This is a genomic window from Streptomyces sp. NBC_00435, from assembly GCF_036014235.1.
Classification (GTDB): Bacteria; Actinomycetota; Actinomycetes; order Streptomycetales; family Streptomycetaceae; genus Streptomyces.
Genome location: NZ_CP107925.1, coordinates 58735 through 84463, shown reverse-complemented (window position 1 = coordinate 84463; position 25729 = coordinate 58735). Strand labels below are relative to the sequence as shown.

24 protein-coding genes are annotated in these 25729 nt (G+C 71.0%); 20 read left to right on the top strand and 4 right to left on the bottom strand.

The features are described 5' to 3' along the window. Positions 1-5: 5 nt before the first annotated feature. Complete coding sequence (locus tag OG389_RS36170; protein ID WP_328304558.1) at positions 6-503, bottom strand: matrixin family metalloprotease; 498 nt, start codon at positions 501-503, stop codon at positions 6-8. 237 nt (positions 504-740) lie between these two features. Here OG389_RS36170 and OG389_RS36165 point away from each other — a divergent pair, with 237 nt between their 5' ends. Then, positions 741-1382 carry a ScbR family autoregulator-binding transcription factor gene (locus OG389_RS36165; protein WP_328304556.1) on the top strand — a complete coding sequence of 214 codons (642 nt, stop codon included), beginning with the start codon at positions 741-743 and terminating at the stop codon, positions 1380-1382. A 79-nt stretch (positions 1383-1461) separates the two neighbouring features. Here the strand turns inward: OG389_RS36165 and OG389_RS36160 are convergent, their stop codons facing one another. Beyond that, complete coding sequence (locus OG389_RS36160; RefSeq protein ID WP_328304554.1) at positions 1462-2706, bottom strand: IS701 family transposase; 1245 nt, start codon at positions 2704-2706, stop codon at positions 1462-1464. A gap of 222 nt (positions 2707-2928) precedes the next feature. On the opposite strand from OG389_RS36160, the gene OG389_RS36155 reads away from it, so the two are divergent. Together OG389_RS36155 and OG389_RS36150 are read left to right on the top strand one after the other, a co-directional pair. Next, complete coding sequence (locus tag OG389_RS36155) at positions 2929-3543, top strand: sigma-70 family RNA polymerase sigma factor (protein WP_328304552.1); 615 nt, start codon at positions 2929-2931, stop codon at positions 3541-3543. Positions 3544-3586: 43 nt separating this feature from the next. After that, on the top strand, positions 3587-4798 hold the full coding sequence (locus tag OG389_RS36150) for an MFS transporter (RefSeq protein WP_328304550.1): 1212 nt from the start codon (positions 3587-3589) through the stop codon (positions 4796-4798). Positions 4799-4820: 22 nt separating this feature from the next. Here OG389_RS36150 and OG389_RS36145 read toward each other — a convergent pair whose 3' ends face one another. Further along, positions 4821-5423 (bottom strand): TetR/AcrR family transcriptional regulator, encoded by a 603-nt coding sequence (locus tag OG389_RS36145; protein WP_328304548.1) that lies wholly within the window; start codon positions 5421-5423, stop codon positions 4821-4823. 534 nt (positions 5424-5957) lie between these two features. On the opposite strand from OG389_RS36145, the gene OG389_RS36140 reads away from it, so the two are divergent. Continuing rightward, on the top strand, positions 5958-6686 hold the full coding sequence (locus OG389_RS36140) for a response regulator transcription factor (protein ID WP_328304546.1): 729 nt from the start codon (positions 5958-5960) through the stop codon (positions 6684-6686). Between the two features lie 15 nt (positions 6687-6701). On the opposite strand, the gene OG389_RS36135 is transcribed toward OG389_RS36140, so the two are convergent. Continuing rightward, a complete protein-coding gene (locus OG389_RS36135; RefSeq protein ID WP_328304544.1) occupies positions 6702-7448 on the bottom strand; it encodes a maleate cis-trans isomerase family protein in 747 nt (248 codons plus the stop codon). Between the two features lie 253 nt (positions 7449-7701). On the opposite strand from OG389_RS36135, the gene OG389_RS36130 reads away from it, so the two are divergent. From OG389_RS36130 to OG389_RS36055, 16 genes are all read left to right on the top strand, one after another. Then, positions 7702-8856, top strand: coding sequence for a LeuA family protein (locus OG389_RS36130; RefSeq protein ID WP_328304542.1), 1155 nt, complete (start codon positions 7702-7704; stop codon positions 8854-8856). A gap of 125 nt (positions 8857-8981) precedes the next feature. Next, positions 8982-9170, top strand: coding sequence for a lysine biosynthesis protein LysW (locus OG389_RS36125; protein ID WP_328304540.1), 189 nt, complete (start codon positions 8982-8984; stop codon positions 9168-9170). 26 nt (positions 9171-9196) lie between these two features. Continuing rightward, positions 9197-10048, top strand: a complete 852-nt coding sequence (locus OG389_RS36120) for an ATP-grasp domain-containing protein (protein ID WP_328304538.1) — start codon at positions 9197-9199, stop codon at positions 10046-10048. After that, entirely contained in the window at positions 10045-11106 is a 1062-nt protein-coding gene (gene argC, locus OG389_RS36115) for an N-acetyl-gamma-glutamyl-phosphate reductase (RefSeq protein WP_328304536.1), read from the top strand. The genes OG389_RS36120 and argC overlap by 4 nt, the downstream gene beginning before the upstream one ends. After that, the gene (locus OG389_RS36110; RefSeq protein WP_328304534.1) at positions 11103-11927 is read left to right on the top strand and encodes an amino acid kinase family protein; all 825 of its coding nucleotides are present in this window, start codon (positions 11103-11105) and stop codon (positions 11925-11927) included. The genes argC and OG389_RS36110 overlap by 4 nt, the downstream gene beginning before the upstream one ends. Positions 11928-11955: 28 nt before the next feature. Continuing rightward, positions 11956-12519, top strand: a complete 564-nt coding sequence (locus tag OG389_RS36105) for a glutamine amidotransferase-related protein (protein ID WP_328304532.1) — start codon at positions 11956-11958, stop codon at positions 12517-12519. A 125-nt stretch (positions 12520-12644) separates the two neighbouring features. Then, positions 12645-13781 carry a Glu/Leu/Phe/Val dehydrogenase dimerization domain-containing protein gene (locus OG389_RS36100; RefSeq protein ID WP_328304531.1) on the top strand — a complete coding sequence of 379 codons (1137 nt, stop codon included), beginning with the start codon at positions 12645-12647 and terminating at the stop codon, positions 13779-13781. Beyond that, a complete protein-coding gene (locus tag OG389_RS36095) occupies positions 13778-15511 on the top strand; it encodes an AMP-binding protein (protein ID WP_328304529.1) in 1734 nt (577 codons plus the stop codon). Before OG389_RS36100 ends, OG389_RS36095 begins: the two co-directional genes overlap by 4 nt. A gap of 29 nt (positions 15512-15540) precedes the next feature. Then, entirely contained in the window at positions 15541-16824 is a 1284-nt protein-coding gene (locus OG389_RS36090; RefSeq protein WP_328304733.1) for a pyridoxal phosphate-dependent aminotransferase, read from the top strand. 98 nt (positions 16825-16922) lie between these two features. Then, a complete protein-coding gene (locus tag OG389_RS36085) occupies positions 16923-17852 on the top strand; it encodes a fumarylacetoacetate (FAA) hydrolase (RefSeq protein ID WP_328304527.1) in 930 nt (309 codons plus the stop codon). A 163-nt stretch (positions 17853-18015) separates the two neighbouring features. Further along, entirely contained in the window at positions 18016-18948 is a 933-nt protein-coding gene (locus OG389_RS36080; protein WP_328304731.1) for a PDR/VanB family oxidoreductase, read from the top strand. 31 nt (positions 18949-18979) lie between these two features. After that, entirely contained in the window at positions 18980-20215 is a 1236-nt protein-coding gene (locus OG389_RS36075; protein ID WP_328304525.1) for an acyltransferase family protein, read from the top strand. Between the two features lie 35 nt (positions 20216-20250). Continuing rightward, positions 20251-21390, top strand: a complete 1140-nt coding sequence (gene pdhA / locus OG389_RS36070) for a pyruvate dehydrogenase (acetyl-transferring) E1 component subunit alpha (protein ID WP_328304524.1) — start codon at positions 20251-20253, stop codon at positions 21388-21390. 1 nt (position 21391) lies between these two features. After that, positions 21392-22411, top strand: coding sequence for an alpha-ketoacid dehydrogenase subunit beta (locus OG389_RS36065; protein WP_328304522.1), 1020 nt, complete (start codon positions 21392-21394; stop codon positions 22409-22411). 8 nt (positions 22412-22419) lie between these two features. Further along, positions 22420-23847: a dihydrolipoamide acetyltransferase family protein gene (locus tag OG389_RS36060; protein ID WP_328304520.1), complete on the top strand. Its 1428-nt coding sequence runs from the start codon at positions 22420-22422 to the stop codon at positions 23845-23847. Beyond that, positions 23844-25706 carry an acetolactate synthase large subunit gene (locus tag OG389_RS36055; protein ID WP_328304518.1) on the top strand — a complete coding sequence of 621 codons (1863 nt, stop codon included), beginning with the start codon at positions 23844-23846 and terminating at the stop codon, positions 25704-25706. The genes OG389_RS36060 and OG389_RS36055 overlap by 4 nt, the downstream gene beginning before the upstream one ends. Positions 25707-25729: the final 23 nt, after the last annotated feature.

The following is a 25729-nucleotide window of genomic DNA, read 5'->3' as shown; positions in this document are numbered from 1 at the left end:
CGCGGTCAGCGCGGGTACAGCTGGTTCACGATCTCCGCGCAGTCGTCCGCGTTGGGCAGGTTGGCCTGCGGGTTCGACGCGTAGAGGCAGCTGTTCGTACTCGTGTTGTGGCCCAGGCCGAACGCGTGGCCGCTCTCGTGGCAGACGACGGCCCGGTGGTTCGACGGGTAGGAGTTGTTGTACTTGATCGACACCGTCCCGTCGATGAAGTAGCGGACGGAGTCGTAGCTCAGTCTGCCGGCCAGCTGCCGCGCGCTGACGCCGGGGGCGGCCAGGTACGTGGTCACGTGCGTGACCCCGTCGGCGGTGGCGTACCGGGCCTCGACCTCCACGGGGTGCCCGCCCCCGGCGGTCACCCCCAGCCCGGCCTCGGGCGCCGGATTCGCGGGCCGCACCGGGACGGCCGGCCCGGGCCCGGCGGAAGCGTCCGGGGCCAGCAGCACGGTCAGGGTCAGTACGACGGCCGCGGACGCGGCGCCGACGAGCAAGCGTGACGTACGCACGAGGAGTCCCCCCTCTTTTCCCAAACGGACGTTCGAGGAGGGAGATCCTTACATCACCACATCTCAACACCCTTGGATCCAGGGCAAGTTGTCTGAAAATGGCGGCTGTGGAGCTCGTGCGTGCGGAGCCGTCATCGGATTTCCCCCGCAACGTCCTGGGCGAAGCGGCTGGTGCTTACCCCGCAACCGACTTAAAATAGAGGATGTTCGTTTTTTTTGTCGAGGAAAGTTAGGCACATGGCTGAGCGCAAGCGAGAGCGGGTCCCCCAGAACCGCGCGATCCAGACCAAAGCGACCATCCTGCGGGCGGCCGCAGAAGTCTTCGACGAGTTCGGCTTCAGCGGCGCCAGCATCAGCAAGATCATGAAGCGGGCCGACGTCACCCAGGGTGGAATGTACTTCCACTTCGCGTCAAAGGAAGAACTCGCCTACGCCGTCATGGTCGGGCAGGGCGACGGCCTCGTCTTCCCGTCCGGGGAGGACGGGCTGCAGCGCCTGGTGGACATCACGCTCTACCTCGCGGACCAGCTGCGGCACAACCCGGTGCTCCGGGCCGGCGTACGGCTGGCGGTGGAGCAGGGGGAGTTCGGTCTGCGCGACGACGTCGCCTACCAGGCCTGGGTCCTCGAGTTCCGCCAGCAGCTGCGCTTCGCCCGCTCGAAGGGCGAGCTCCAGCCGGACGTCGACGACCACGAGCTCGCCTGGATCCTGGTCAGCTCCTTCACCGGAGCGCAGATCTTCTCCCAGATGTCCACCGGGCGGGCCGACCTCCCGCAGCGGATCGCCTCCCTCTGGCGCTACCTCCTGCCGGCCATCGCCACCGAGGAGGCCCGCGGCGCGCTGCGCCTTACGCTGCCGCAGGCGGAGCCCGGCGAGTAGCGGGCCGGGGCCCGCGGTGACGTCGACGACGTGGGTGAAACCGGTCCGCCCGGCCCGGCGCGTGGGGAACCGCGCCGGGTCAGGCGGAGCGCCGCACCTCCTGCGCCGGGGCGCGACCCGGCTGCCGACGCCGCGCCGAGAGGCTCTCGTAGGCGTACGCGGCCGACATCAGCGTCATGTGGTGGTGCCAGCCGGGGAAGGAACGCCCCTCGAAGTCGAGGAGGCCGAACTCGCCCGCCAGTGAGCTGAGGGCGTGGGCGGACTCGGCCGGCCGGCGGACCAGGCGGAGCAGATCGTCCATCTGGTGCTCGTTCATGTTGGTGAGCCAGACCTGCCGGTCCCGCCGGCCGGAGCCGGAGCCGTTGCCGGGGTGCCGTTCGCCGAACAGGCGGTACGTCCGGCGCGGTCCGGCGCTCCCTGTCTCCGCACCGGGTACCCGCACCAGCCCCGACTGGATCCGGGGCCTTCGCGGGGTTCCGTCGGGGCCGGTGAGCAGGGCCGCGTACGGATGGCGGGTGAGGCCGAGCCGCGCGAACTCGCCCGCGGTGGTCGTGGACCGGAGCGTTCCGGCGGGCCCGCCGCGGTCGTTGGCTATCCCGGCGGCACTGACCGCGAGGGTGGCCGGGACGGACACCAGGAAGTCCTGGCCGCGCCGGCCGAGCATGCCGATCAGCGCACCGGCGCCGGGGAGCCGGCTCAGATCGGCGACCACGGGGGCCCGGACGGACGAGGTGTGGGCGGAGATCGCGTCGATGAGCTCGAGCACGAGGGCCTCGGGCGCCTGGTGCGCGACCTCGGGCGAGATGCGCGCCCGCCGGCGCAGGGCCGGGTCCGCCGACCAGGTCCCGGGGAGCAGCAGCCGCCAGTCGACGGGCACGCTCGCCCCGTCCAGGGACAGGAAGAGCCCGAAGCCGAGCTGGCAGTTGACGGTCCGTCCGGCGGCGGGATCGAAACGCCGGTGCACGCCGACCGAATGATCGCCGCGCTTGGGCAGGACGGCCTCACCGATGGTCCAGGCGTGTGCCGTGTGCCGTTCCTCGATCCAGCGGAGCAGCTCCCGGCGGGCCGGGCCCCAGTCCCAGGGGCTCGCGCTGATGAACTGCTGGAGGGACTGGGACGCGGTGGGCGATTCGGTGACGGCGGCGGCGAGCTGGCGTACGGACTTCTTGCCCGGGGTGGTCAGCAGCCCCCGCAGGTAGACCTGGGCCCACCGGCGCTGGTCGGCTCGGGGTAAGTGGCCGAAGAGGCGTTCGGTGAAGTCTTCCAGAGCCGTGTCCGCGGTGTTCGCGGCGACGAGGGCTCCGGTCCGGGTATGTGCCGTCATCTCTCCCCCTGTTCCACTGCCGGATGCCGGCGTGGGCCGGCCTCACATCGAGAGATAGTACAGAACGTTCGCTTTTTTTTCAGCCCCGGAGGGGCGAAGAGTCCCGCCGCGAAGTTGCCAAGGTCGTTCTGGGCCTTCCAGGGGTAAAGAAAACCGAACGATCGATATGTCATCGTGCACTGTGCCGAATCCGGCTCCGCCAGTACAGGAGCACAAGAACTCATGACGGACACGACCACGGTCCTCGCCACAGAGACGGACGAGCAGCGCTCGACTCGCTTCGAGCGGGACGCCGTCGGCTACCGCCCCCTGCTGTACTCCCACGCGGCCCGGCTGACCCGCAATCCCGCGGACGCCGAGGACCTCGTGCAGGAGACCTACACCAGGGCGTACCGCAGCTTCCACCAGTTCCGCCCGGGTACCAACCTGCGGGCCTGGCTGCTGCGGATCCTCACCAACGCCTTCCTCACCGACTACCGCAAACAGCAGGTGGGGCCGCGCTTCGCGCACACCTCGGACATCGAGGACTGGCAGCTCGCCAGCGCCGCCTCCCACACCTCCGGGGGGCTTCCCTCGGCGGAGTCCCAGGTCATGGACCGGATACCCGACCCGGTGATCAGCGAGGCGCTGCGGGCGATCCCGGGCGATTTCCGCACCGTCGTCTACCTCGCCGACGTCGAGGGCCTGCCGTACGACGAGATCGCCGAACTGGTCGGCATTCCGTACGGCACGGTCAACTCCCGCCTGCACCGCGGCCGAAGGCGGCTGCGGACCCTGCTCGACGGGCACCTGGGGCACCGGGCCGCGGCCGGCGCCCAGCACCACGCCGTCCCGTAGCCGGCGACACCCCTACATTCGCGAAGGTTTGAGCTGATACACCATGACCACACAAGTGCCCGCCGACGTGCGGCCCGCCACCGGGGAGCAGAAGCTCCCGATGCTCGCCCTGCTCGCCCTCGCCACGGCGGTCTTCATCACCAGCCTGACGGAGACCCTGCCCGCGGGCCTGCTGCCCGCGATGAGCGGGGACCTGGGCGTCAGTGAGTCGGCGACCGGCCAGACGGTGACGATCTACGCGATCGGAACCGCCCTCACAGCGATACCCCTGACCGCGGCGACCGCGGCCTGGCGCCGCAAGCGGCTGCTGCTGACCGCCATGGCCGGCTTCGGCGTCGCCAACACGGTCACCGCCCTGTCCACGTCCTACGCCCTGACGATGGGGGCCCGCTTCGTCGCCGGTGTGGCCGCCGGCCTGGCCTGGGCCCTGCTCGCCGGCTACGCCCGGCGGATGGCGCCCGCGCACCTGCAGGGCCGGGCGATCGCCGTCTCCATGGCCGGGATCCCGGTCGCCCTGTCCCTCGGCGTCCCCGCGGGGACCTTCCTCGGCAAGGCCCTGAGCTGGCAGATCGCGTTCCTCGCCATGACCGGGCTCACCGTCGTCCTGCTCGGCTGGATCGCCGCGGCGGTCCCCGACTTCCCGGGGCAGCGCGCCAGCGACGGGCCTCCGATGCTGCGGGCCCTGCGGGTCCCCGGAGTCACCCCGGTCCTGTTCGTGACCCTGGTCCTCGTCCTGGCCCACACCATCCTCTACACCTTCATCGCGACCTTCCTCGACGAGCTGGGCATGGGCGGCTCCACCGACCTGGTCCTGCTCGTCTTCGGCGTCGCCTCGCTCGTGAGCATCTGGGTCGTGGGCGCCCAGATCAACCGCAGGCTGCGCACGCTCATGATCGCGAGCACCCTGCTGATCGCCGTGGCGGCCGCCGCGCTGGCCCTGCTCTCCGGCAGCCACCTCGTGGTCTACGCCGCGGTGACCCTGTGGGGCCTGGGCTGGGGCGGTGCACCGACGCTGCTCCAGACGGCCGTGGGCGACGCGGGCGGGGAGTCGGCCGACGCCGCCCAGGCCATGCTCGTCACCTCGTGGAACGGGGCCATGGCCGGCGGCGGAGTCATCGGCGGCATCCTCCTCGACCTCCTCGGTTCCCGTTCGTTCCCCTGGAGCGTCCTGGTGTTCCTCGCGCCGGTCCTCGTCGTGGTGCTCGCCGCCCGGACGCACGGCTTTCCCGCCAAGCGGTCCAGTACGGCTTCCTGAACCGGGGCGGGCCGGCCCCGGGTCACGGTGAAACCCGGTCCCCGCCCGCCAGCCCGGGCAGGACCACCCGCCAGATCCGCGTGAGCTGCTGCTCGGTGCTGTCGGCCGCTCTCCCCGGGGTGCCCGCCCGGTCGCGGGCGTAGGCCTCGGCGCCGGTGACGAGGTAGGCGACCAGGGCGAGGACCGTCTTGCGGTCCGTGCCCGGGCGCAGTTCGCCCTCCGCCCGCGCGAGCAGCCGGTCGAGGGTGGGCAGCCACAGCGCGGACCAGGCGGCGCTGGCGCCCACGCGCTCGCGCGCGAGCCGCGCGGCGGCGCGGACCGTGGCGTCCTCCTCCAGCAGCCCCGCGATCCGCACGGTCAGGGCGATCACGGACTGGAGGGGCGGGCCCCCGCGCGCGGCGGCCCGGTCCGTCGCCTGCCGGAGGACGGATTCGCCGCGGAGCTGTACGGCGTCCGCCAGTTCGTCCTTCGTCCGGAAGTGAAAGGTCAGGGCGCCGATGGAGATGCCGGCCGCCTTGCTGACCCGGGCCAGTGTCGTGGCCTCGTACCCCGCGCGGTCGAACGCCGAGGCCGCGGCCTGCACCAGGGCCTCCCGGGTACGGGCGGCCCTCTCCTGTTTCACCATGACTCGCTCCGGATTCCACCCACCCGGGGCCGCCGGCCGCAGTGGCCGGACGCGCGGTGGCCCGGAGGGCACACCGCGGGTGGGGCGGGTACGCGCACGTGTGTCTCTTCGGTCAAGTGGCCCGTCAGCGGGGTGGTCCCATGAGGCCACGGCAGGCGGGCGGCGGTCGGCGGGCACTTCCGGCAGCGTGGCGCGTTCTGACCAGGCCCGGGCGCGATGCCCGGGCGGGCCGTACGGGTGCTGCCACAGGCCACCTCCGTGCCCTCGCGGTCGGTTGTGTTCCGTTCGCGGTGCCGGTCGGTCCGGCACAGCCTCAACGGCCGAACGACCCCTCGCCTTCCCGGATTGCCGCCTTTGAACCAGAACTGGCTGATTACCGACTCACGGCCGGACGCGGGCCGGTCGCAGGTTGTGGGCGGGGCGGGGGCGGGCCGACTTGGCCAAGTCGCAGGGGGAGTGGCCCCTGCCAGTTGAAAAAATAGAACGTTCGTTATGCTATGGCCAGTGATCGGACGGGGGAGGGGAACGCAGGGGATGGCGGAAATCCAGGCACCTAGAACACCGGGGCCGGTGAACGTACTCGTGGTGGAGGATCCCGGGTCGGCGTCGGCATCGGCGGAATCGACGGTACGCAATCTACGCCGGCAGGGGTATCAGGCCAGAGGCGTGGCCACGGGAACGGACGCCCTGAGAATGCACCAGCGGGCCGACCTCGTCCTGCTCGATCTCGAACTTCCCGACATCGACGGACTGGAGGTGTGCCGGGCCATACGCGCCGCCGGCGACACTCCCATCATTACGTTCGCCAGCCGCGACGCCGAATTGGACCGGGTTCTCGCACTCCAGGCGGGATCGGACGACTGTGTTCTCAAATCGACCGGAGCCCGGGAGGTCATGGCCCGTATCGAGGCCGTGATGCGCCGCGTCCACCCGCAGTCGCCCGCTGCCCCCGAATCGATTTCGCTGCGCCCGTTGCACATAGACGGAAGGTCTCGCGAAGTCCGGTTGGACGACCGTCCCGTGGAGGTGACCTCGAAGGAATTCGAGCTCCTCTACACGCTGGCGTCCACGCCGGAAAGGGTCGTTTCCCGAAAGGAGCTCATGGCCAAGGTCTGGGAATGCGACTGGACGGAGTCCAGCCGCACCATCGACACCCACGTCAGCAGCCTGCGCGCCAAGCTCGGGTCCGGCAAATGGATCGTCACGGTACGGGGCGTCGGCTACAAGCTCGGGCACGGTCGCGAGTGCTCCGAGGCGGCCTGAGCGCGGCGCAGCCCCTCAGCGCGCGACCGCCGCACGGGCTGCCAGCCGGCCCAGCAGCGGGTGCTCCCCGGCGACGGCGCCACCGGCTCCCACGGCCTCCAGCGCCCACCAGGCGGAGGCCAGGTTGGAGGTCAGCAGCACCCGGTCGCCGTCGCGGGCGAGCTCCTCCAGAGCGCCCAGGGTCGACATCCCCGTGCCGGTGAACAGCAGCGCCGTGTCATCGGGAAGCTCCGCCCGCCGCACCGCCTCCAGGATGTCCCCGGTGGTCACCTCGTACGGGTCGAAGTGATCGCCGGCCGGGACCGGTACCGCCCGGTCGACCGTGATCCCGGCCTCCTGCCAGAAGCGGCCGGAGGTCTCGGTCAGCCACGGCTCGTACGGAGAGACCAGCGTCATCCGGGTCACCCCCAGCGCCGCGCACGCGGCCAGGATGGCCTGGGTGGAGGACTGCACGGGGAAGCCCGCGCGCTCGCTCAGCTCGGCACAGAACTTCCGGTCGCCGTCGGGTGACAACAGGTAGTGCGAGGCGCTGCACGCGACCACAGCGGCGTCGAGCCGCATCGAGCCGAAGGACGCCAGGGATTCGGGCAGCGCGTCGTTCCAGCTCTCCAGCGTTTCCAGCAGGGCCTTGCCCGGAAGCGTGGGGAAGCGGGAGCCGTACACGTTCATCCGGGACCCGAGGAGGCGGTTGAACTCCGGCTCCGCCGTGGGGTTCTCCGGCGGTACGACGACCCCGAGCCGCGGTGTGCTGAATATGTCCATGAGGGAATCACCCATCTTTCGCAGTTGTCTGTCACGTTAATCCACGAGTTCCCGTTCCCGGGCCTCGGTGTGCTCGAATTGACGGCACTTTTCCCGGCCTCACAATCCTTGACAAAACTCGACGAAGGCCTGACGCCGGTTTCCTTGACGCCCCGCCGGTCGACCGAAGAAGCTGATGTCAACGCCCACCGCACATTCCGCCGGCCACATTCGCTGGCCGCATTCCACAGGTCCCGGAGAAGGAGTAATTGCAATGGCGGTATCAGAGAACGGTGACAGCCCCGCGAAGGGACTGCCTCACATATCCGATGCGACCCTGCGGGACTCCGCTCACATGGCCGGCGTCGAATTCACCGCCCAGGACGCCGCGGTCATCGCGGACCTGCTGGTGAAGACGGGCGTGGAACTGGTCGAGGTGGGGATGGTGTCCGGCCCCAACTCGAAGGACGCCGACCTGGTCCTGGCCACGCACGAGGCGGTGGGACCCGAGCGCAGCCTGACCCTGGTCGTGGTGCGGGACCGCCAGCAGGTGGAGAAGGCACTGGACGAGGCGCTGCGCCTGGGCGTCAAGTCGGTGATGTTCTCGATCCCGACGTCCGAGGAGCACGCGAAGCTCAAGCTGGCCTCGCCGAGCACGAAGTACCTGATCAGCGTCGCCCGGGCGGCCATCGAGGGAGCCAAGGAACGCGGCTTCCACGTGACCTTCAGCGGAGAGGACGGGGCCCGCACACCGCGGGAGCGCCTCGTCCCCTACGTCACCGCCGGGTTCGAGGCGGGCGCGGACCGGTTCCGGCTCGCCGAGACCGTCGCGTACCTCTCGCCCTGGCAGATGGAGGAGAAGATCGCGGACCTGACCGCGATCGACGGCTCCGAGATCGAGATCCACTCGCACAACATGCTGGGCATGGCGGTGGCCAACTCACTGGCCGCCGTCCGCGCCGGCGCCCAGTGGATCTCCACGACCGTGGGCGGAATCGGCGAGCGCGGCGGCAACGCCCCGCTGGCCGAGCTGCTGACCTCGCTCCGCGTCATCCACGGCGACACCCGCTTCGACCTCTCCCACCTCACCGAGCTGTCCACCGTGGCACTCAGGGGAGCGGGCCTGGGGCAGGCGTTCCAGTCCGGGCCCACCACCGCGAACGCCTTCGCGTACGAACTGCCCGGCCAGCTCACCACCCCGGAGGCGTACGAGACCCTCCCCGCCGAGCTCGTCGGCAACACCCGCGAACTGCGCGTCCGCTCGCGCCTGACCAGCGCCCTCGTCACGTGGGCGCTGGCGGAGGAAAGCTCCGGCGTCGACATCGAGGCGTTCACCGCGTGGCTCACGGAGCGTCAGGAGCGCAGCGGTCGTCCGCTGCTCGACCGGGACGCCATCCGCAAGGCCGCCATCGACTTCCGGTCGCTCTGAGCCCGGCCGGCCAAGCCCTGCCGCAAGCCCAGTCAGCCCAACCCAGCCAGCCAGTCAGCCAAGCCCAGTCAGTCAGTCAGTCAAGCCCAGCCGACCAAGCCCGGCCAACAGTTCTGGAGAACAGCATGTCCACCCCAACCCTCTCCGCCGTCTGCCCCGAGTGCGAGACCGACCTCACCACCCCGCCGATGGGCAAGGGCGAGACCCTCGCCTGCCCCGAGTGCATGCTCACGCTGCGCGTCGAGGACGTCCAGGAGGACGGCACGCTCTCCCTCGCGATGGTCGAGGTAACCCTCCGAGACTGGGGCCAGTGAGCCGCGAATCGGAGAGGAGTCCTTCCATGCGCGGCAAAGTCGCCATCGTCGCGGACCGGATCGGCTGGGAAGAACGCCGGCTGATCCAGACCGCACCGGACGTCGGTCCGCAGATCGAGTGGGTCAACGACGAATCGCTGTCCCTCGGTCACCCGGACGCCCCGTCGCTCAGCGGCTACGACGTCGTCCTCATCCGCAGCCGGAGCTACACGCGGGGCGGCCTGCTGGCCACCCAGGCGGAAGCCTCGGGCATCAAGACCCTCAACTCGGCGTTCGCCATCCAGGCCTGTGAGAACAAGCTGACCCTGCGCACCCTGCTGCGCAAGGCCGGTGTGCCGGTGGCCGACTACCGTCTCGTCCTGTCCCGCAAGGACTTCGAGAAGACGCTGGGGGAGCTCCCCCTGCCCCTGGTCCTCAAGCCGATCTTCGGCGGCATGGGCAAGCGGGTCACGCTCATCCGTGACGCCGACACCGCCCAGTCCGTCTACGACTACATCGAGGACCTCGGCCACGGCTTCGAGCAGGCCAGCCTCGTCGAGCCGTTCCTGGACGGCGGCAGCTCGGTCCGGTGCTTCGTCGTCGGCCGCGAGCTGATCGCCGCCGCGGAGTTCGCCAGTGCCGGCGAGGACTGGCGCAGCAACGCCGCCCTCGGCAACCGCCACCAGGCCATGGACCACGACCCCGAGGTCCAGAAGATCGTCGACAGCGTCGTGAACGAACTCGGCGAGGGCATCTACGGCATCGACCTCTTCAAGACGCCCGAGGGCTACGTCGTCAACGAGGTCAACCACGCCCCGGCGTTCCGGGCCATCCAGTCGGCGACCGGCGTGGACGTCGCCCCGGCCATCCGCCGCTACGTGCAGGAGATCCTCGCATGATCCGTGTGGGCATTATCGGCGCCTCGGGATTCGCCGGAGGTGAGCTGATCCGCCTGGTCACCCAGCATCCCGAGCTGGAACTGACCTTCCTGGGCGGATCCTCGAACGTCGGCCGGCGCCCGGCCGAACTGCACCCGGGCCTGCGCCTGGACCTGGGCCTGAGCATCGAGGCCGTCACCGACGCGGCCGACCTCTCCGGCCGGTGCGACGTGGTGTTCCTCGCGACGCCCGCCCCGGCGTCGGCCGCGCTCGCCGCGAAGCTGGCCGACCAGGTCCCCTGCGTCATCGACCTGAGCGGCGCCTTCCGCATCCGCACCCCCGAGCTCCACGAGCGGTGGTACCCCCAGGTCGAGCGGCAGACCGAACTGGCCGACCGCTTCGTCTACGGAGTACCGGAACTCATCGGCGACCAGCTGGTCGGCGCCCCGCTGATCTCCTTGCCCGGCTGCTACGCCACGGCCATCACCCTGGGCCTGGCACCGCTGACCCTCGGACTCGGCCTGAACCTCAAGACCGTACTGGTGGACGGCAAGAGCGGCTCCAGCGGCGGCGGCATCCAGCTGCGCACCGCCGACCTGCATCCGCTGCGGGCCGGCGCCATCGCACCGTACGCCCCCGTCGGACACCGGCACGCGGCCGAGGTCGGCGACTTCCTGGAGCGCAGCAAGCCGGGGAAGATCGGCTCCCTGACGATGTCGGCGTACGGGGTCTCCCACGTGCGCGGACTGCTCGCCAGCTCCTACGTGTTCACCGACGACAAGGTGGACGCCCGCGAGCTGCAGCGCGCCTACCTGCGGTTCTACAAGAACCACCGGTTCGTCCGAGTCCGCCGCAACACCGAGACGCTGATCCCGGTCCCCGATCCGCAGGCGGTCCTGGGGTCCAACTACTGCGACGTCACGGTGCTGCACGACCCCGAGGGCGAGCGCATCGTGGTCCTCGCGGCGCTGGACAACATGGTCAAGGGCGCCGCCGGCCAGGGCATCCAGGCCCTCAACCTGCGGTTCTCGCTGCCCGAGGAGACGGGTCTGACCATGGAGCCGGTGATGCCGGCATGAGCATCGTGTACACCGACGCCGCCACGGTCACCCCCGCCGTCACCCCCACCGTCGTCAAGCTCGGCGGGAGCTGCCTGGACGACATGTCCGACGCCTGGTGGGACGACCTGGCCGAGCACGCCAGGCACAACCCGCTGATCCTGGTGCACGGCTGGTCCAAGCCGCTCAAGGAGCTCAACCCGCGCTACACCGAGCCGTCCGCGATCCTGCGCGACCGCTACGGCAACCAGAGCCGGTGGACCACCACCGAGGTGATCGACGACATCAAGGCGGTCAGCGACGCCCTCGGCCGGGACGTCACCGAGCGGCTGGGCCGGCGGGGCATCACCGTCGAGCGCCTCGTCGGCAGCGACGGCCTGGTCCGGGCGGGCGTCGGCGAGCGCTGGTGGTGGCGCGACAAGCAGCTCGTCGAGCTGGAGAACCTCGTGGGCCCCATCACCGATGTGGACCCGGGCCGGTTCACGGACCTGCGGCCGGGCCACTGCTACCTCGTCACTCCCCTGGCCCGCAACAGCGCCGGACACGAGGTGAACACCGACGCCGACCGGGCCGCGGCCGCCATCGCGGGCGCCTCCAGCGCCACCTCCCTGACGCTCGTCACCGATGTGGCGCACCTCCTGATCGAGGGGGAGCCGGTCCGCCGGATCACCGCCGAGGCGGCCGGGGAGTTCCGCGACCGCGGGGCCACCGGCGGCATGCGCAAGAAGCTGCGGGCCGCCGGCGAGGCCCTGGACCGCGGCGTCGAGCGGGTGATCATCGGGAGTGCGCCCGTTTCGCACCTGCTCGCTGAGAACACCGGCACCGTCATCACGCGAACGTGACAAACGATCAGCGAGAGGAGCAGAGCTCGTGGCGAATTCCCGGGTTCTAGTGGTCAACAACGGGACGCTTTCCCTGAAGCAGCTGCGCAAGCGCTTCGAGGACTTGGGCTCCGAAACCGACGTGGTCGACGCGGCCTCGGCGCCGGGGCGACTGGATTCGCGCTACCAGGCCATCGTGCTGAGCGGGACCAAAGTGCGCGCCTACGACCGCGACTACTACCGTCCGCTCACCGATCTCGTGATGGGCGCGAAGGTTCCCGTCTTCGGAATCTGCGGCGGAATGCAGATCATCGCCTTCGCGAACGGCGGGGAGCTCGCCGAGGGCCCCCAGCGCGTCGGCGGCTACGAGGTACAGGTCGACAAGGAGGAGCCCATCTTCTCCTACGTCAAGCCCACCGTGACGGTCTTCCACCGCCACACCCTGTACCTCCAGGCGGCGCCCGCCGGCTTCCGGTCCATCGGACGCTCCGAGCACGCCCCCGTCGAATTCCTCCGGTCGGAGGACGGGCGCATCTTCGGCGCGCAGGCCCACCTCGAATTCCGCAACGACGGAATGGACATCCTCCGGGGCTTCGCCGAGACCTACCAGTGAGCGACACCCCCTAGACCGGTGTGCCGCACGACTGTTTGCCGCCCCCGTCTCCGGTCGTGCGGCACGCCGCAACCCCTTCAGCTCGGACAGACACCCGTACCGAACCGATTATGAGGTCCTTGGCAATGAGTTCTCTGGACGGCGGTCTCGCCGTGGATACGCCCCAAGATCCGGCTTTCACCGTTTCGCTGAACGGCAGCAACGGATCCATCAGGGGATGGGTCGTCGTCGACTCGCTCTACGACGGTCTGGCCATGGGGGGCACCCGGATGACCGCCGGTGTCACCCAGGAGGAGGTGGCCGGTCTCGCCCGCGACATGACGCACAAGTTCACCCTCGCCGGCCTGCCGATCGGTGGAGCCAAGGCCGGCATCGTCGCCGACGGCAGCGACCGCGAGGAGACCTTCCGTACCTTCGGACGCACCGTCAAGCCGCTGCTGCACGGCGGCATCCACCTCGGCATCGACATGGGCGTCACGCCCGCCGACCGCGCCGTCTTCTTCGACGAGGCCGGGTACGACCCGCGCTACCGTCTCGGCGCCCCGGACATGCCGATCGACTGGCGCACCTACTACGAGCCGCTGATCGACTGCACCGGGCACGGCGTCGGCGTCGCCGCGGTCACCGCCCTGGAGGCGAGCGGCCGTACGGGGCCGGCCCGGGTCGTGGTGCAGGGATTCGGCGCCGTCGGCCGCGCCGTCGCGCACTTCCTGGAGGAGCGCGGGCACACCGTCGTGGGTGTCGCCGACGTCCAGGGCACGATCAGCGCGGACCGGCTGCCGGTGGCCGACCTCGTCGCGATCACCGACGAGTTCGGGAAGATCGACCGCTCACGGCTGCCCCAGGACGTCACCGTCTCCGACGAGCAGGACGCCTGGCTGGACGTGGAAGCCGACCTGCTGATCCTCGCGGCGCAGAAGTACGCGATCAACGCCGAGAACGCGCACCGCGTACGGGCCGCCCTGGTGGTCGAGGGAGGCAACCTCAGCTCCAGCGCCGACGCCAAGGACAAGGTGCGGGCCGCGGGCACCGTCCTCGTGCCCGGCGTGATCGCCAACATCGGCGGGGCCGCCTCGGCCGCCCTGGCCGTCACCCGCGTCGTCCCCTTCGACCTGCCGGCCGACGCCCGCAAGGCGTGGGTCTTCGACTGGGTCGGCGACCGGGTGCGCCGCAACACCCGGGACCTGCTGGAGATCGCCGCCGCGCAGGCCGGCGACCCCCTGCCGACCCTGCTCACCGCCCGCCGGAAGGACCGTCGATGACCGAGACCCAGACAGCACCGCCGCGGCCGGCCCCGCCGGTCGTCGACGGAGTCGTCCTCACCCGCGAGGCCATGCCCGTCGTGGAGATCACCAGCCCCATGCCGGACGGGCGCGAGGCCCGCGAAGCGCTGTACTACCAGCGCGGCTGGTGGCGCCGGGAGACCTTCCTGGACGACCTGCGGCGCCAGGCGCGGCTGCGCCCCCACAAGCTGGCCGTCGCCGGCCGGCGCATCGAGGAAGCCCGCACCGACACCCTGGACTACATCGAACTGCGCCAGCTGACCGACCGGTTCGCCGGCGCCCTGGTGGAGCTCGGCGTCCAGCGCGGCGACTTCGTGGCGGTCCAGCTCCCCAACCGCTGGGAGATGGTCCCCCTCCTGTACGCGTGCATCCGTGTCGGAGCGGTCATCTGCCCGATCGCGCCGACCACCCCCGAGGACCCGCTGCGCCACCGGCTGTCGCTGACCGAGGCCCGCGTGCTCATCACCGTGGGGGAGTGGGAGGGCGAGCCGCTCGGCGGGATCGGCCTGCGGCTGAAGGAGGAGCTGCCCACCCTCGAGAACGTGGTGATCGTGGACGGCCATGCCCCGGACGGCGCCGTCGACTTCCGCGACCACTTCGTCGAGACCCGCTGGGAGGACGTCCACGGCGAGGACCTGGCGGGGCGCGAACTTCAGCCCGACGAGCCGTTCGTGGTGCTGTTCACCTCCGGCACCACCGGCGAGTCCAAGGGGGTCCTGCACAGCCAGAACACCGTCCACTCGGCCATCCGGGGATACGTCGACACCTTCCTCCTCGACGAACACCTGGTCGCCGCCGTGACCACACCGCTCGTCCACTACTCCGGCTTCGGCCAGGGCGTCCTCGCGAGCGTCATGTTGGGCGGCACCATCGCCTTCCAGGACCACCGCAAGAACGAGGCGCTCCTGGACCTGGTGCAGAAGTACGGCGCCACGCTGCTCTACGGCCCCCCGCCCACCCTCACCGACATCGCCCAGTCCCAGCGGGACGAGCCGCGCGACGTGCACACGCTGCGCCACGTGGTGACCGGGTCCGCGCAGGTGCTCCAGCCGCTGGTCGACGATCTGCGCGAGACCCTCGGCGCCCGTACCTACTCCCTGTGGGGCATGTCGGAGAACGGGCCGGTCACCATCACCAAGCTCGACTACAACCAGGACTGGGCGGCGCACAGCAACGGCCGGCCGATCGACGCCATGGAGATCCGGATCGACAAGTGCCTCAACCCGACCGAGCGGGCCCCCGTCGGCCGCCTGCGGGTCCGGGGCGCCTCCCAGGCGCTGGGCTACTACCGGCGCGACGCCGAGTACCAGGCCCACCTCCTGGACGACGCCTGGTTCGACACCGGCGACGTGGCGCGCGACGACGGCCGCGGCGGCATCCGCATCCTGTGCCGGGCCAGCGACGCCATCAAGCGCGACGGAATGGTCGTGCCCATGGCCGAGATCGAGTCGATCGTCAACCGGCACCCGAAGGTCGCCGAGACCACCCTGGTCGGCCCGACGGGCCGCGTCGAGGACCCGATCCTCGCGGTGGTCGTGCCCAGCGGCGACGAGCACCCCTCGCTGGCCGAGCTCCGCGCCTACCTGCGGGAGACGGACCTGGACGAAAGGTTCCTGCCGGACCGCCTGGAGGTCATCGAAGCCCTGCCCAAGACCCTCACCGGCAAGGTGCGCAAGGCCACCCTCCGCGAGCTGTACGGCGAGGCGTGAGCACCGTGCCCGAATCCACCCACGTGACCATGTCGGCGACGCTCGCCGCCGACGAAGCCATCGCCCGGCGGCGCCTGGCCGGCGAGAGCGTGCTCTCCATGGCGAGCGGCGAGATCGGCCTGCCCGTCCACCCCGGCCTCAGGGCCAGGCTCGCCGCCGCCGCGCACCTGGGGTCCTACGGACCCGTCGCCGGCTCCGGGGAACTGCGCGAGGCGGTCGCCGGCTACTGGCGGCGGCGCGGCCTCGACACCGCACCCGAGCAGGTGGTCTGCGGACCCGGCAGCAAACCGCTGCTGTTCGGACTGCTCCTCGCGGTCGGCGGCGACGTGGTCATCCCCGAGCCGAGCTGGGTCAGTTACGCGGCCCAGGCCGACCTCCTGGGCGTACGCCACTTCGCCGTCCCGACGCTGCCGGGCCAGGGCGGAGTACCCGACCCCGACCTGCTGCGCGAGGCGGTCACCGCCGCCCGGGCGGCCGGGCACGATCCGCGCTCCGTCGTGGTCACCCTGCCGGACAACCCGACCGGGACCATCGCCGCGCCCGGGACCGTACGCCGGCTGGGCGAGGTGGCCAGGGAGCTCGACCTCGTCATCATCTCCGACGAGATCTACTGCGACCTCGTGTACGACGCCGTGGCCACCCCCGCGGTGTCCCCCGCCGTGTACGCCCCCGAGCGGACCGTCGTCACCACCGGGCTCACCAAGAACCTGGCGATCGGCGGCTGGCGGATCGGGGTGGCCCGGCTGCCCGGCGGCGAGTCCGGGCAGGCGCTGCGGGACCGGCTGGTCGGCGTAGCCAGCCAGATCTGGTCCAGCCCCGCGGCGCCGGTCCAGGCCGCGGCCGCGTACGCCTTCCAGGAACCGCCCGAGGTGGTCGAACACGTCGCCGCGAGCCGCCGGCTGCACGAAACGGTGGCCCGTGCCGTGGCCGAGCGGTTCACGGCCGCCGGAGCCCTGCTCCCCCCGGTGACGGCCACCTGCTACCTGTACCCCGACTTCGAACCCCTGCGCGAACACCTCGCACGGGCCCACGGGGTGCGCACCGGAGCGGACCTGGCCCGGCTGCTGGTCGAACGCCACGGCGTGGGCGTGCTCCCGGCCAGCGCCTTCGGCGAGCCCGAGGACTCCCTGCGGCTGCGCGCCGCCACCAGCCGGCTCTACGGCGACACCGACGAGCAGCGCACGGCCGCCCTGACGGCCCCCGACCCGCTGGCCCTCGAGTGGATCCGGTCCTCGCTCGACCGCATCGAGGAGGTCCTGGACGGCCTCGTCGCCGGGGCCGCCGACCGCGAACCGGCCCTGCACAGCAACTGATCGAACACCACATTCCGGATACCGGGGGCACGCCCCGGCGTCCGGCCCGCTTCCGCGCGGCCCTGGGCCGCCCCACGCCCGTAGGAGGGCCGACCACCATGTCAATCCTGTTCGAGTGCGAGTACAAGGGCGAGCGCTACGTGGGATTCGAGCTGCCCGTCCCCGGCGACTCCCTGACGCTCTACCAGGTCGCCGACGGGCAGCTGCAGGCGGAGTTCATCGCCGCCGCCGAGCCCGCGCAGGTCGTGGCCTCCGTCATCAGCGAGGCCGAGCGGATCACGGTCACCGCCGGCGACCCCGACCTGCGCTACCTCCCGCCGCTGCTCCCCACCACCACCGGTAACGCGCTGCTGAGCGGGTTCATGGGGACGCACCGGTCCAAGTTCGACAAGGAGCCGAGCGCGGACGAGGAGTTCGTCGCCCCCAACTGGTTCTTCAAGGGGTTCGGCTCCTGGCTGCGCATGCCCGGCGAAACCCTGGTCGTGCCCGCCAAGGCGGTCGCGCTGATCGAGGAGCCGGAGGTCGCGCTCGTCTACGTCAACGACGACAACGGCGACCCGCACTACGCCGGCTACACCTTCGGCAACGACCTGTGCGACATCGGCCTGCACCGGCAGAACCCGGGCTGGAACCCGTACTGCAAGCTCAGCGACACCTCCCTCACCCCCTGGCTCTTCCTCGGCGAGCCGCCGAAGTCGGTCACCGGCCGGGTCACCATCGAGCGGGACGGCGTCGCCGCGTGGGAGGGCAGCTTCGACTGCGGTGAGGACGCCCTGTACTTCACGGCGCGGGACATGATGGCCAACCTCTTCGAGTACCCGGCGATCCGCCGCCCCGGAATGGTCAACTACGTGCTCCTCGGAGCCGACAAGGCCAGCTTCCACGACGGCTTCCGCATCGCCGACGGCGACCGGGTGGTCATCGACGTCAAGAGCCACGGCGTCACGCTGGCGAACCCCGTCCGGTTCGGCACCGCGGCCACGGCTGCTGCCGCCGCCCCAGCCACCGCCGCCGCGATCGCCGCCTAGGCAGGCCCCGGCGGCCTTCACCGCCCGCTCCCGCCGGCTGCCGACCCGGTGGGAGCGGGCCATCCCCAGGCCTTCCCCCCCCGTAACCACGGCGGCTGACGCCGACAAGGAGGACGACGCAGTGAGCGACAAGGAGTCGCAGCTCGACCTGCTGGTACACCGGATGACGTACGAGGCGGACGAGGTCCTCTCCGTCGAACTGGTCCACCCCGATGGCAAACCGCTGCCCGACTGGACACCCGGTGCGCACATCGACCTGCACACCGGCGGCCAGGTCCGCCAGTACAGCCTCTGCGGCGACCCCGCCGACACCACCCGCTACCGCATCGCCGTCCTGAGGGCACCCGCCTCGCGCGGCGGATCGGAGTTCGTGCACCGGGAGCTGCGGCCCGGCGCGACCGTCACCGTGCGGGGGCCGCGCAACCACTTCCCGCTGACCGACGCCGACGCGTACGTCTTCATCGCCGGAGGCATCGGCGTCACGCCGCTGCTCGCCCAGGCTCGCGAGGCCGGAGCCCGGGGCAGCGGCTGGCAGTTCTGGTACGGAGGCCGCGGCCGCTCCTCGATGGCCTTCGCCGACGAGCTCACCGCACTCGCCGGGCTCACCCCCGGCAAGGCCTCCGTGGTCCTCCACCCGAAGGACGAACGCGGCGGCCGCATGGACCTCGCCCGCATCCTGGCGCAGGTGCCCGACGGCGCCCGCGTCTACTGCTGCGGACCCCAGTCGCTCATCGACGCCGTCGAAGCCGCCCGCACGGAGTCCGGACTCGGCGACCGGCTGCACGTCGAGCGCTTCGCAGGCACCCCCGCCGCCCCCGAGGACGGGGAGCGGGGCTTCGAGGTGGAGTGCGCGCGCTCCGGCCGGACCGTGGCCGTGGGGCCGGACGAATCGATCGTCGACGCCCTGGAGGACGCCGGGGTCTACGTCGAAGCCTCCTGCCGCGACGGCGTGTGCGGCACCTGCGAAACCCGAGTGATCGCGGGCACCCCGGACCACCGGGACACCCTCCTGAGCAGCGCGCAGCACGCCGCGGGCGACGTCATGATGCTCTGCGTCTCCCGCTGTGCCGACAAGCGCCTCGTCCTCGACATCTGACCGGCACCCACACCCAGGGAGAGACCGTTCCATGACCACAGAGAGCCTCCTCGCGACAGGAGGACCCGCCACCGCGCCCGACACCGGGCCCGGCACCGCCACGCCCGCCGACCCCGCGCCCCCCGCCAGTACCGGGCCCGCCCGTGTCAGCCGGCTCCCCACCCTGACCGGACTGCGCTTCCCGGCCGCCCTGCTGGTGTTCGGCTTCCACGCGGTACTGCCGTTCGCCAGCATCCGGCTGTTCGCCGACCACGGCGTGGAGCGGGGCATCTACTCGGCCCTGGGCGGCGTGGCAGGGCTGACCATGCCCTTCTGGTTCATGCTCAGCGGGTTCATCCTGATCTGGTCCGCCCGTGCCGGAGACACGGCCAAGGCCTTCTGGCGGCGGCGCTACGCCAAGATCGTGCCGCCGTACATCGTGGCGTGGGTGCTGGCCCTGGTCCTGGTCGAGGGGCTCGACGGATCGAGCACCACGCCCGCGCAGGGGTTCCTCACGCTCTTCATGCTCCAGTCGTGGGTACCGGACGTCCCCACCAACTTCGCCGTGAACAACGTGAGCTGGTCGCTGTCCACCGAGGCCTTCTTCTACCTGGCCTTCCCGCTGATGTACCTGGTGCTCAAGCGGATCCGGGCGAACCACCTCAAGTACTGGATCGGCGGCGTCATAGCGGCCGTCGCCCTGACTCCGCTGCTCACCTACGCCCTCATCCCCGTCGGCACCTCCGTCGTGCCCAACGAGCCCTCGCAGTCGGCCAACTACTTCTGGTTCGCCTACGTCTTCCCGCCCGGCCGCCTGCTGGACTTCGCCCTGGGCATGCTCGTGGGCCGGGCCGTGGTCCTCGGCCGCTGGCGCAACATCGGCATGATCTGGTCGGGCGTGCTGCTCGCGATCTCGTACGGGCTCGCCCTGACCGTGCCCTGGCTCTACGGGCTGCGCATCGTCTGCATCGTCCCCGCCGCCCTGCTCATCGCGGCCGGCGCCATCGCCGACAACGAGGGACGCTTCACGCTCTTCAGGAACCGGGCGATGGTCTGGCTCGGCGAGATCTCCTTCGCCTTCTACCTCGTGCACTTCACGGTGCTGGAGTACACCCGCAGCCTGCTCGGCGACCGCCTCTTCAGCACGCCGGCCGCCCTCGGGATCCTCGCCGGCGAACTGGCCGCCGGGGTGCTGCTCGCCTGGGCGCTGTTCGCCTGGGTGGAGCGCCCGCTGACCCGCCGCTGGTCGCGCTCGCGCAAGAAATCCTCCGGCCGGACGAAGCCGTGACAGCCGTACCGAAGAACAGGGGAGTGGGAATTCCGATGGGAACCGCAGACACGGCGCGAAGCCTCGCGGGCACGGAAGGAGGAACGGCCGGCCGGCGGCTGCCGGCGCCCGACGCGGTGCAGTTGCTGACCCCGGACGGCCGGCGCGTCGCACATCCCGACTACGACGTCGAGCTCACGCCCGAAGAGCTCCGCGGGCTCTACCGGGACATGGTGCTGGCCCGCCGGGTGGACGCCGAGGGAGTCACCCTGCAACGGCAGGGCGAACTCGGGCTGTGGCCCTCCCTGCTCGGCCAGGAGGCCGCGCAGGTCGGCTCCGCCCGGGCCCTTCGCGACACCGACCACGCCTTCCCGAGCTACCGCGACCACGGCGTCGCCCTGTGCCGCGGCGTGGACCCGCTGAAGCTGCTGGCCATGTTCCGCGGGGTGAACAACGGCGGATGGGACCCGGTCGAGAACAACTTCCACCTCTACACCCTGGTCATCGGATCCCAGGCGCTGCACGCCACCGGATACGCCATGGGCGTGGCCAAGGACGGTGCGGGGACCGGCGTCATCGCGTACTTCGGTGACGGCGCCACCAGCCAGGGCGACGTCAGCGAGGCCTTCAACTTCGCCGCCGTCTACGACGCCCCCGTGGTGTTCTTCTGCCAGAACAACCAGTGGGCCATCTCGGAGCCCACCGAGAAGCAGAGCCGGGTGCCCATCCACCGCCGGGCGGCGGGCTTCGGCTTCCCCGGCGTCCGCGTGGACGGCAACGACGTGCTCGCCTGCCTCGCCGTCACCAGGGCCGCGCTCGCCCGGGCCCGCGACGGAGGCGGTCCCACGCTCGTGGAGGCGTACACCTACCGGATGGGCGCACACACCACGTCCGACGACCCCACGAAGTACCGCGACCCCGCCGAGGTCGAGGAATGGGCGGGCCGGGACCCGATCGCCCGGCTGAAGGCACACCTGCTGGACAACCAGTGGGCCGGCCCGGACTTCCTCGACGAGGTGGACCGCGAGGGCGAGGAGACGGCACGGCGGCTGCGCGAGCAGGTGCGCACCATGCCCTCCCCCGACGCCGAGGCCATCTTCGAGCACGTCTACGCCGACCCGCACGCCCTGGTCGAAGAGGAACGCACCGCGTTCCGCCACTACGAGGCGTCCTTCGCCGCCCCCGGAGGGAAGTGACATGACCACCCTGACCATCACCGAGCCGACGGGCGGCACGCTCCCCGCGGCGCGGAACCTGCCCCTGGGACGGGCCATCAACGAGGCGTTGCGCGCCGCCCTGGAGCAGGACCCGAAGGTCCTGATCATGGGCGAGGACGTGGGCAGGCTGGGCGGCGTCTTCCGCATCACCGACGGGCTGCAGAAGGACTTCGGCGAGGAGCGGGTCATGGACACCCCGCTCGCCGAGTCGGGCATCGTCGGCACCGCGATCGGGCTGGCCCTGCGCGGGTACCGGCCGGTCGTGGAGATCCAGTTCGACGGGTTCGTCTTCCCCGGGTACGACCAGATCGTCACACAGCTCGCGAAGATGCACGCCCGCTCGCTGGGCAAGGTCCGGCTGCCCGTCGTCATCCGTATCCCCTACGGCGGCGGGATCGGGGCCGTCGAACACCATTCGGAGTCCCCCGAGGCGCTGTTCGCGCACGTCCCGGGCCTGAAGGTGGTCTCGCCGGCGAACGCCTCGGACGCCTACTGGATGCTCCGCCAGGCCATCGAGGGCGACGATCCGGTGATCTTCTTCGAGCCCAAGCGGCGCTACTACGAGAAGGGCGAGGTCGACCACGCTCCCGTACGTCCCCTGCACACCGCACGCGTCGTGCGCGAGGGCCGGGACGCCACGCTCGTCGGGTACGGGCCCACGGTCAAGACCTGCCTGGACAGCGCGGCCGAGGCCGAGCGCGACGGCCACCAGCTCGAAGTGATCGACCTGCGCTCCATCTCACCCATCGACTTCGACTCGGTCGCCGACTCCGTGCGCCGCACCGGACGCCTCGTCGTGGTCCATGAGGCACCCGTCTTCTTCGGAGCCGGGGCCGAGATCGCCGCTCGCATCACGGAGCGGTGCTTCCACCATTTGGAGGCGCCCGTGTTGCGGGTGGGCGGTTACCACGCCCCGTACCCGCCGGCCCGTCTGGAGGACGAGTACCTGCCCGGCCTGGACAGGGTGCTCGACGCAGTCGACCGCTCGCTGGCGTACTGAGGAGAGTCGTGACCATCCGCGAATTCAAGATGCCCGATGTGGGCGAGGGCCTCACCGAGGCCGAGATCCTCAAGTGGTACGTCCAGCCGGGTGACACGGTCACCGACGGGCAGGTCGTGTGCGAGGTCGAGACGGCGAAGGCGGCCGTCGAGCTGCCGATCCCCTTCGACGGGGTCGTGCACGCACTCCACTTCGAAGAGGGTGTCACGGCCGATGTCGGCCAGGTCATCATCGCGGTCCGGACCGGCGCGGCGGACAAAGCCCCGGCGGACCAAGTCCCGGTGGACGGCGCCCCGGTGGACGGCGCCCCGGCGGTGGCCGAGGCCGGCACCGGGGCACCGGTGGCCCGACAGCCCGTTCTGGTCGGCTACGGGGTGTCGACCGCGTCGACGAAGCGCCGCCCGCGCAAGGCCGCGCCACAGGTGGCGGTCGCCACGCGGAACGGCACGGCCACCCCGGCCGCCGCTTCGAGCACGGCCCGCGCACTGGCGAAGCCGCCGGTCCGCAAGCTTGCCCGGGATCTGGGCATCGCCCTGGAGACGGTCCCCGCTACGGGGCCGGACGGGATCGTCACCCGTGCGGACGTCCACGCGGCGGCGACCCGCGCCCCGGAACCGGCCGCGGCTCCCGTACCCGACCGTGCACCCGTACCCGCTTCCGTACCCGCTTCCGCACCCGCTTCCGCACCCGCTCCCGCACCCGCTCCCGCACCCGCTCCCGCGTCCGCCGGCTCCAGGGTGACCCGCATCCCCGTCAAGGGCGTACGCCGGGCCACGGCGCAGGCGATGGTGGCCAGCGCCTTCTCCGCGCCGCACGTCACCGAGTTCGTGACGGTCGACGTGACGCGGACGATGAAGCTGGTCGAGGAGCTCAGACAGGACGAGGAGATGCGGGGCCTGCGGGTGAACCCGCTCCTGCTCATCGCCCGGGCCCTGGTCGTCGCGGTCAAGCGCAACCCGGAGATCAACGCCGCCTGGGACGAGGTGAACCAGGAGATCGTGATCAAGCACGACATCAACCTGGGCATCGCGGCCGCGACCCCGCGCGGTCTGATCGTGCCGAACATCAAGGACGCGCACGCCAAGGCGCTGCCCCGGCTGGCCGCGGATCTGGCCGAGTTGGTGTCCACGGCCAAGGAGGGCAGGACGTCCCCCGCGGCCATGACGGGCGGCACGGTCACGATCACCAACGTCGGTGTCTTCGGCATCGACACCGGCACGCCCATCCTGAACCCGGGCGAGTCCGCGATCCTCGCGGTCGGCGCGATCAGGCTCCGGCCGTGGGTGCACCACGGCAAGGTCAAGCCGCGCCACGTGATGACCCTCGCGCTCTCCTTCGACCACCGGCTGGTCGACGGCGAGCTCGGCTCGAAGGTGCTGGCGGACGTGGCCGCACTCCTGGAACGCCCCCGGCGATTCGTCACCTGGGCCTCATGATGGAGACCACCGTGAAGCAGTACGCCGCCGCAGTCGAGCACGTCACGGGCGCCCAGTCCCTCATCCGCTCTCTCGAAGAGGTGGGGTGCGACACCGTCTTCGGGATCCCGGGCGGGGCCATCCTCCCGGCGTACGACCCGATGATGGACTCGGAGAAGGTCCGTCACATCCTGGTCCGGCATGAGCAGGGGGCCGGCCATGCCGCCACCGGTTACGCGCAGGCCACGGGCAAGGTCGGCGTCTGTATGGCCACCTCGGGCCCGGGCGCCACCAACCTCGTCACCCCGATCGCCGACGCGCACATGGACTCCGTGCCGCTCGTCGCGATCACCGGCCAGGTCTCCTCCAAGGCGATCGGCACCGACGCCTTCCAGGAGGCGGACATCGTCGGCATCACGATGCCGATCACCAAGCACAACTTCCTGGTGACCCGGGCGGAGGACATCCCGCGGACGATCGCCGAGGCCTTCCACATCGCCTCGACCGGCCGTCCCGGCCCGGTCCTGGTCGACATCGCCAAGGACGCCCTGCAGGCGAAGACCACCTTCTCGTGGCCTCCGGTGATGAACCTTCCGGGCTACCGGCCGGTCACCAAGCCGCACGCCAAGCAGATCCGGGAGGCGGCCAAGCTGATCTGCGCGGCGAAGCGTCCGGTGCTGTATGTCGGCGGCGGTGTGATGAAGTCCGGTGCGACGGCCGAGCTGAAGGTGCTGGCCGAGCTGACGGGTGTTCCGGTCACCACCACGCTGATGGCGCTGGGTTCCTTCCCCGACAGCCACCCGCTGCACGTGGGCATGCCGGGCATGCACGGCGCGGTCACGGCGGTCACCGCGCTGCAGAAGTCGGACCTGCTGATCGCGCTGGGCACGCGCTTCGACGACCGGGTCACGGGCAAGCTGGACAGCTTCGCCCCGTTCGCCAAGGTCATCCACGCGGACATCGACCCGGCCGAGATCGGCAAGAACCGCGTCGTCGACGTCCCGATCGTCGGTGACGCCCGCGAGGTCATCGCCGACCTGATCCAGGCGGTGCGGGCCGAGCACGCCGCCGGCAACGCCGGCGACTACTCCGCCTGGTGGAAGGAGCTCAGCCGCTGGCGGGACACCTACCCGCTCGGCTACGAGGAGCCGGGCGACGGCACCCTGTCGCCGCAGGCGGTCATCCGGCGCATCGGTGAACTCGCCGACCCGGACACCATCTACGCGGCGGGCGTCGGCCAGCACCAGATGTGGGCGGCTCACTTCATCGACTACGACCACCCCGCCACCTGGCTCAACTCGGGCGGCGCCGGAACCATGGGCTACGGGGTCCCGGCCGCGATGGGCGCCAAGGTCGGGATGCCGGACCGCACGGTCTGGGCGATCGACGGTGACGGCTGCTTCCAGATGACCAATCAGGAACTGACCACCTGCGCGCTGAACAACATCCCGATCAAGGTCGCGATCATCAACAACGGCGCCCTGGGCATGGTCCGCCAGTGGCAGACCCTGTTCTACAACCAGCGCTACTCCAACACCGTGCTGCACAGCGGCCCCGGGGACGGGATCGCGGCGGAGGGGAAGCCGAGCGGCGGCACCCGCGTCCCGGACTTCGTCCGGCTGTCCGAGGCCATGGGCTGCCACGCGATCCGCTGCGAGCGCCCGGAGGACCTGGACCGGGCCATCGCCGAGGCCAACGCGGTCAACGACCGCCCGGTCGTGATCGATTTCATCGTCCACGAGGACGCCCAGGTGTGGCCGATGGTCGCCGCCGGCACCTCGAACGACGAGGTCATGGCCGCCCGGGACGTCCGCCCCGACTTCGGCGACTTCGACGCCGATGCCCGTACGCCTGCCGGCACGGACGGCCGAGAGCTCTAGGAAGCAGGAAGAGGGAAGAGACC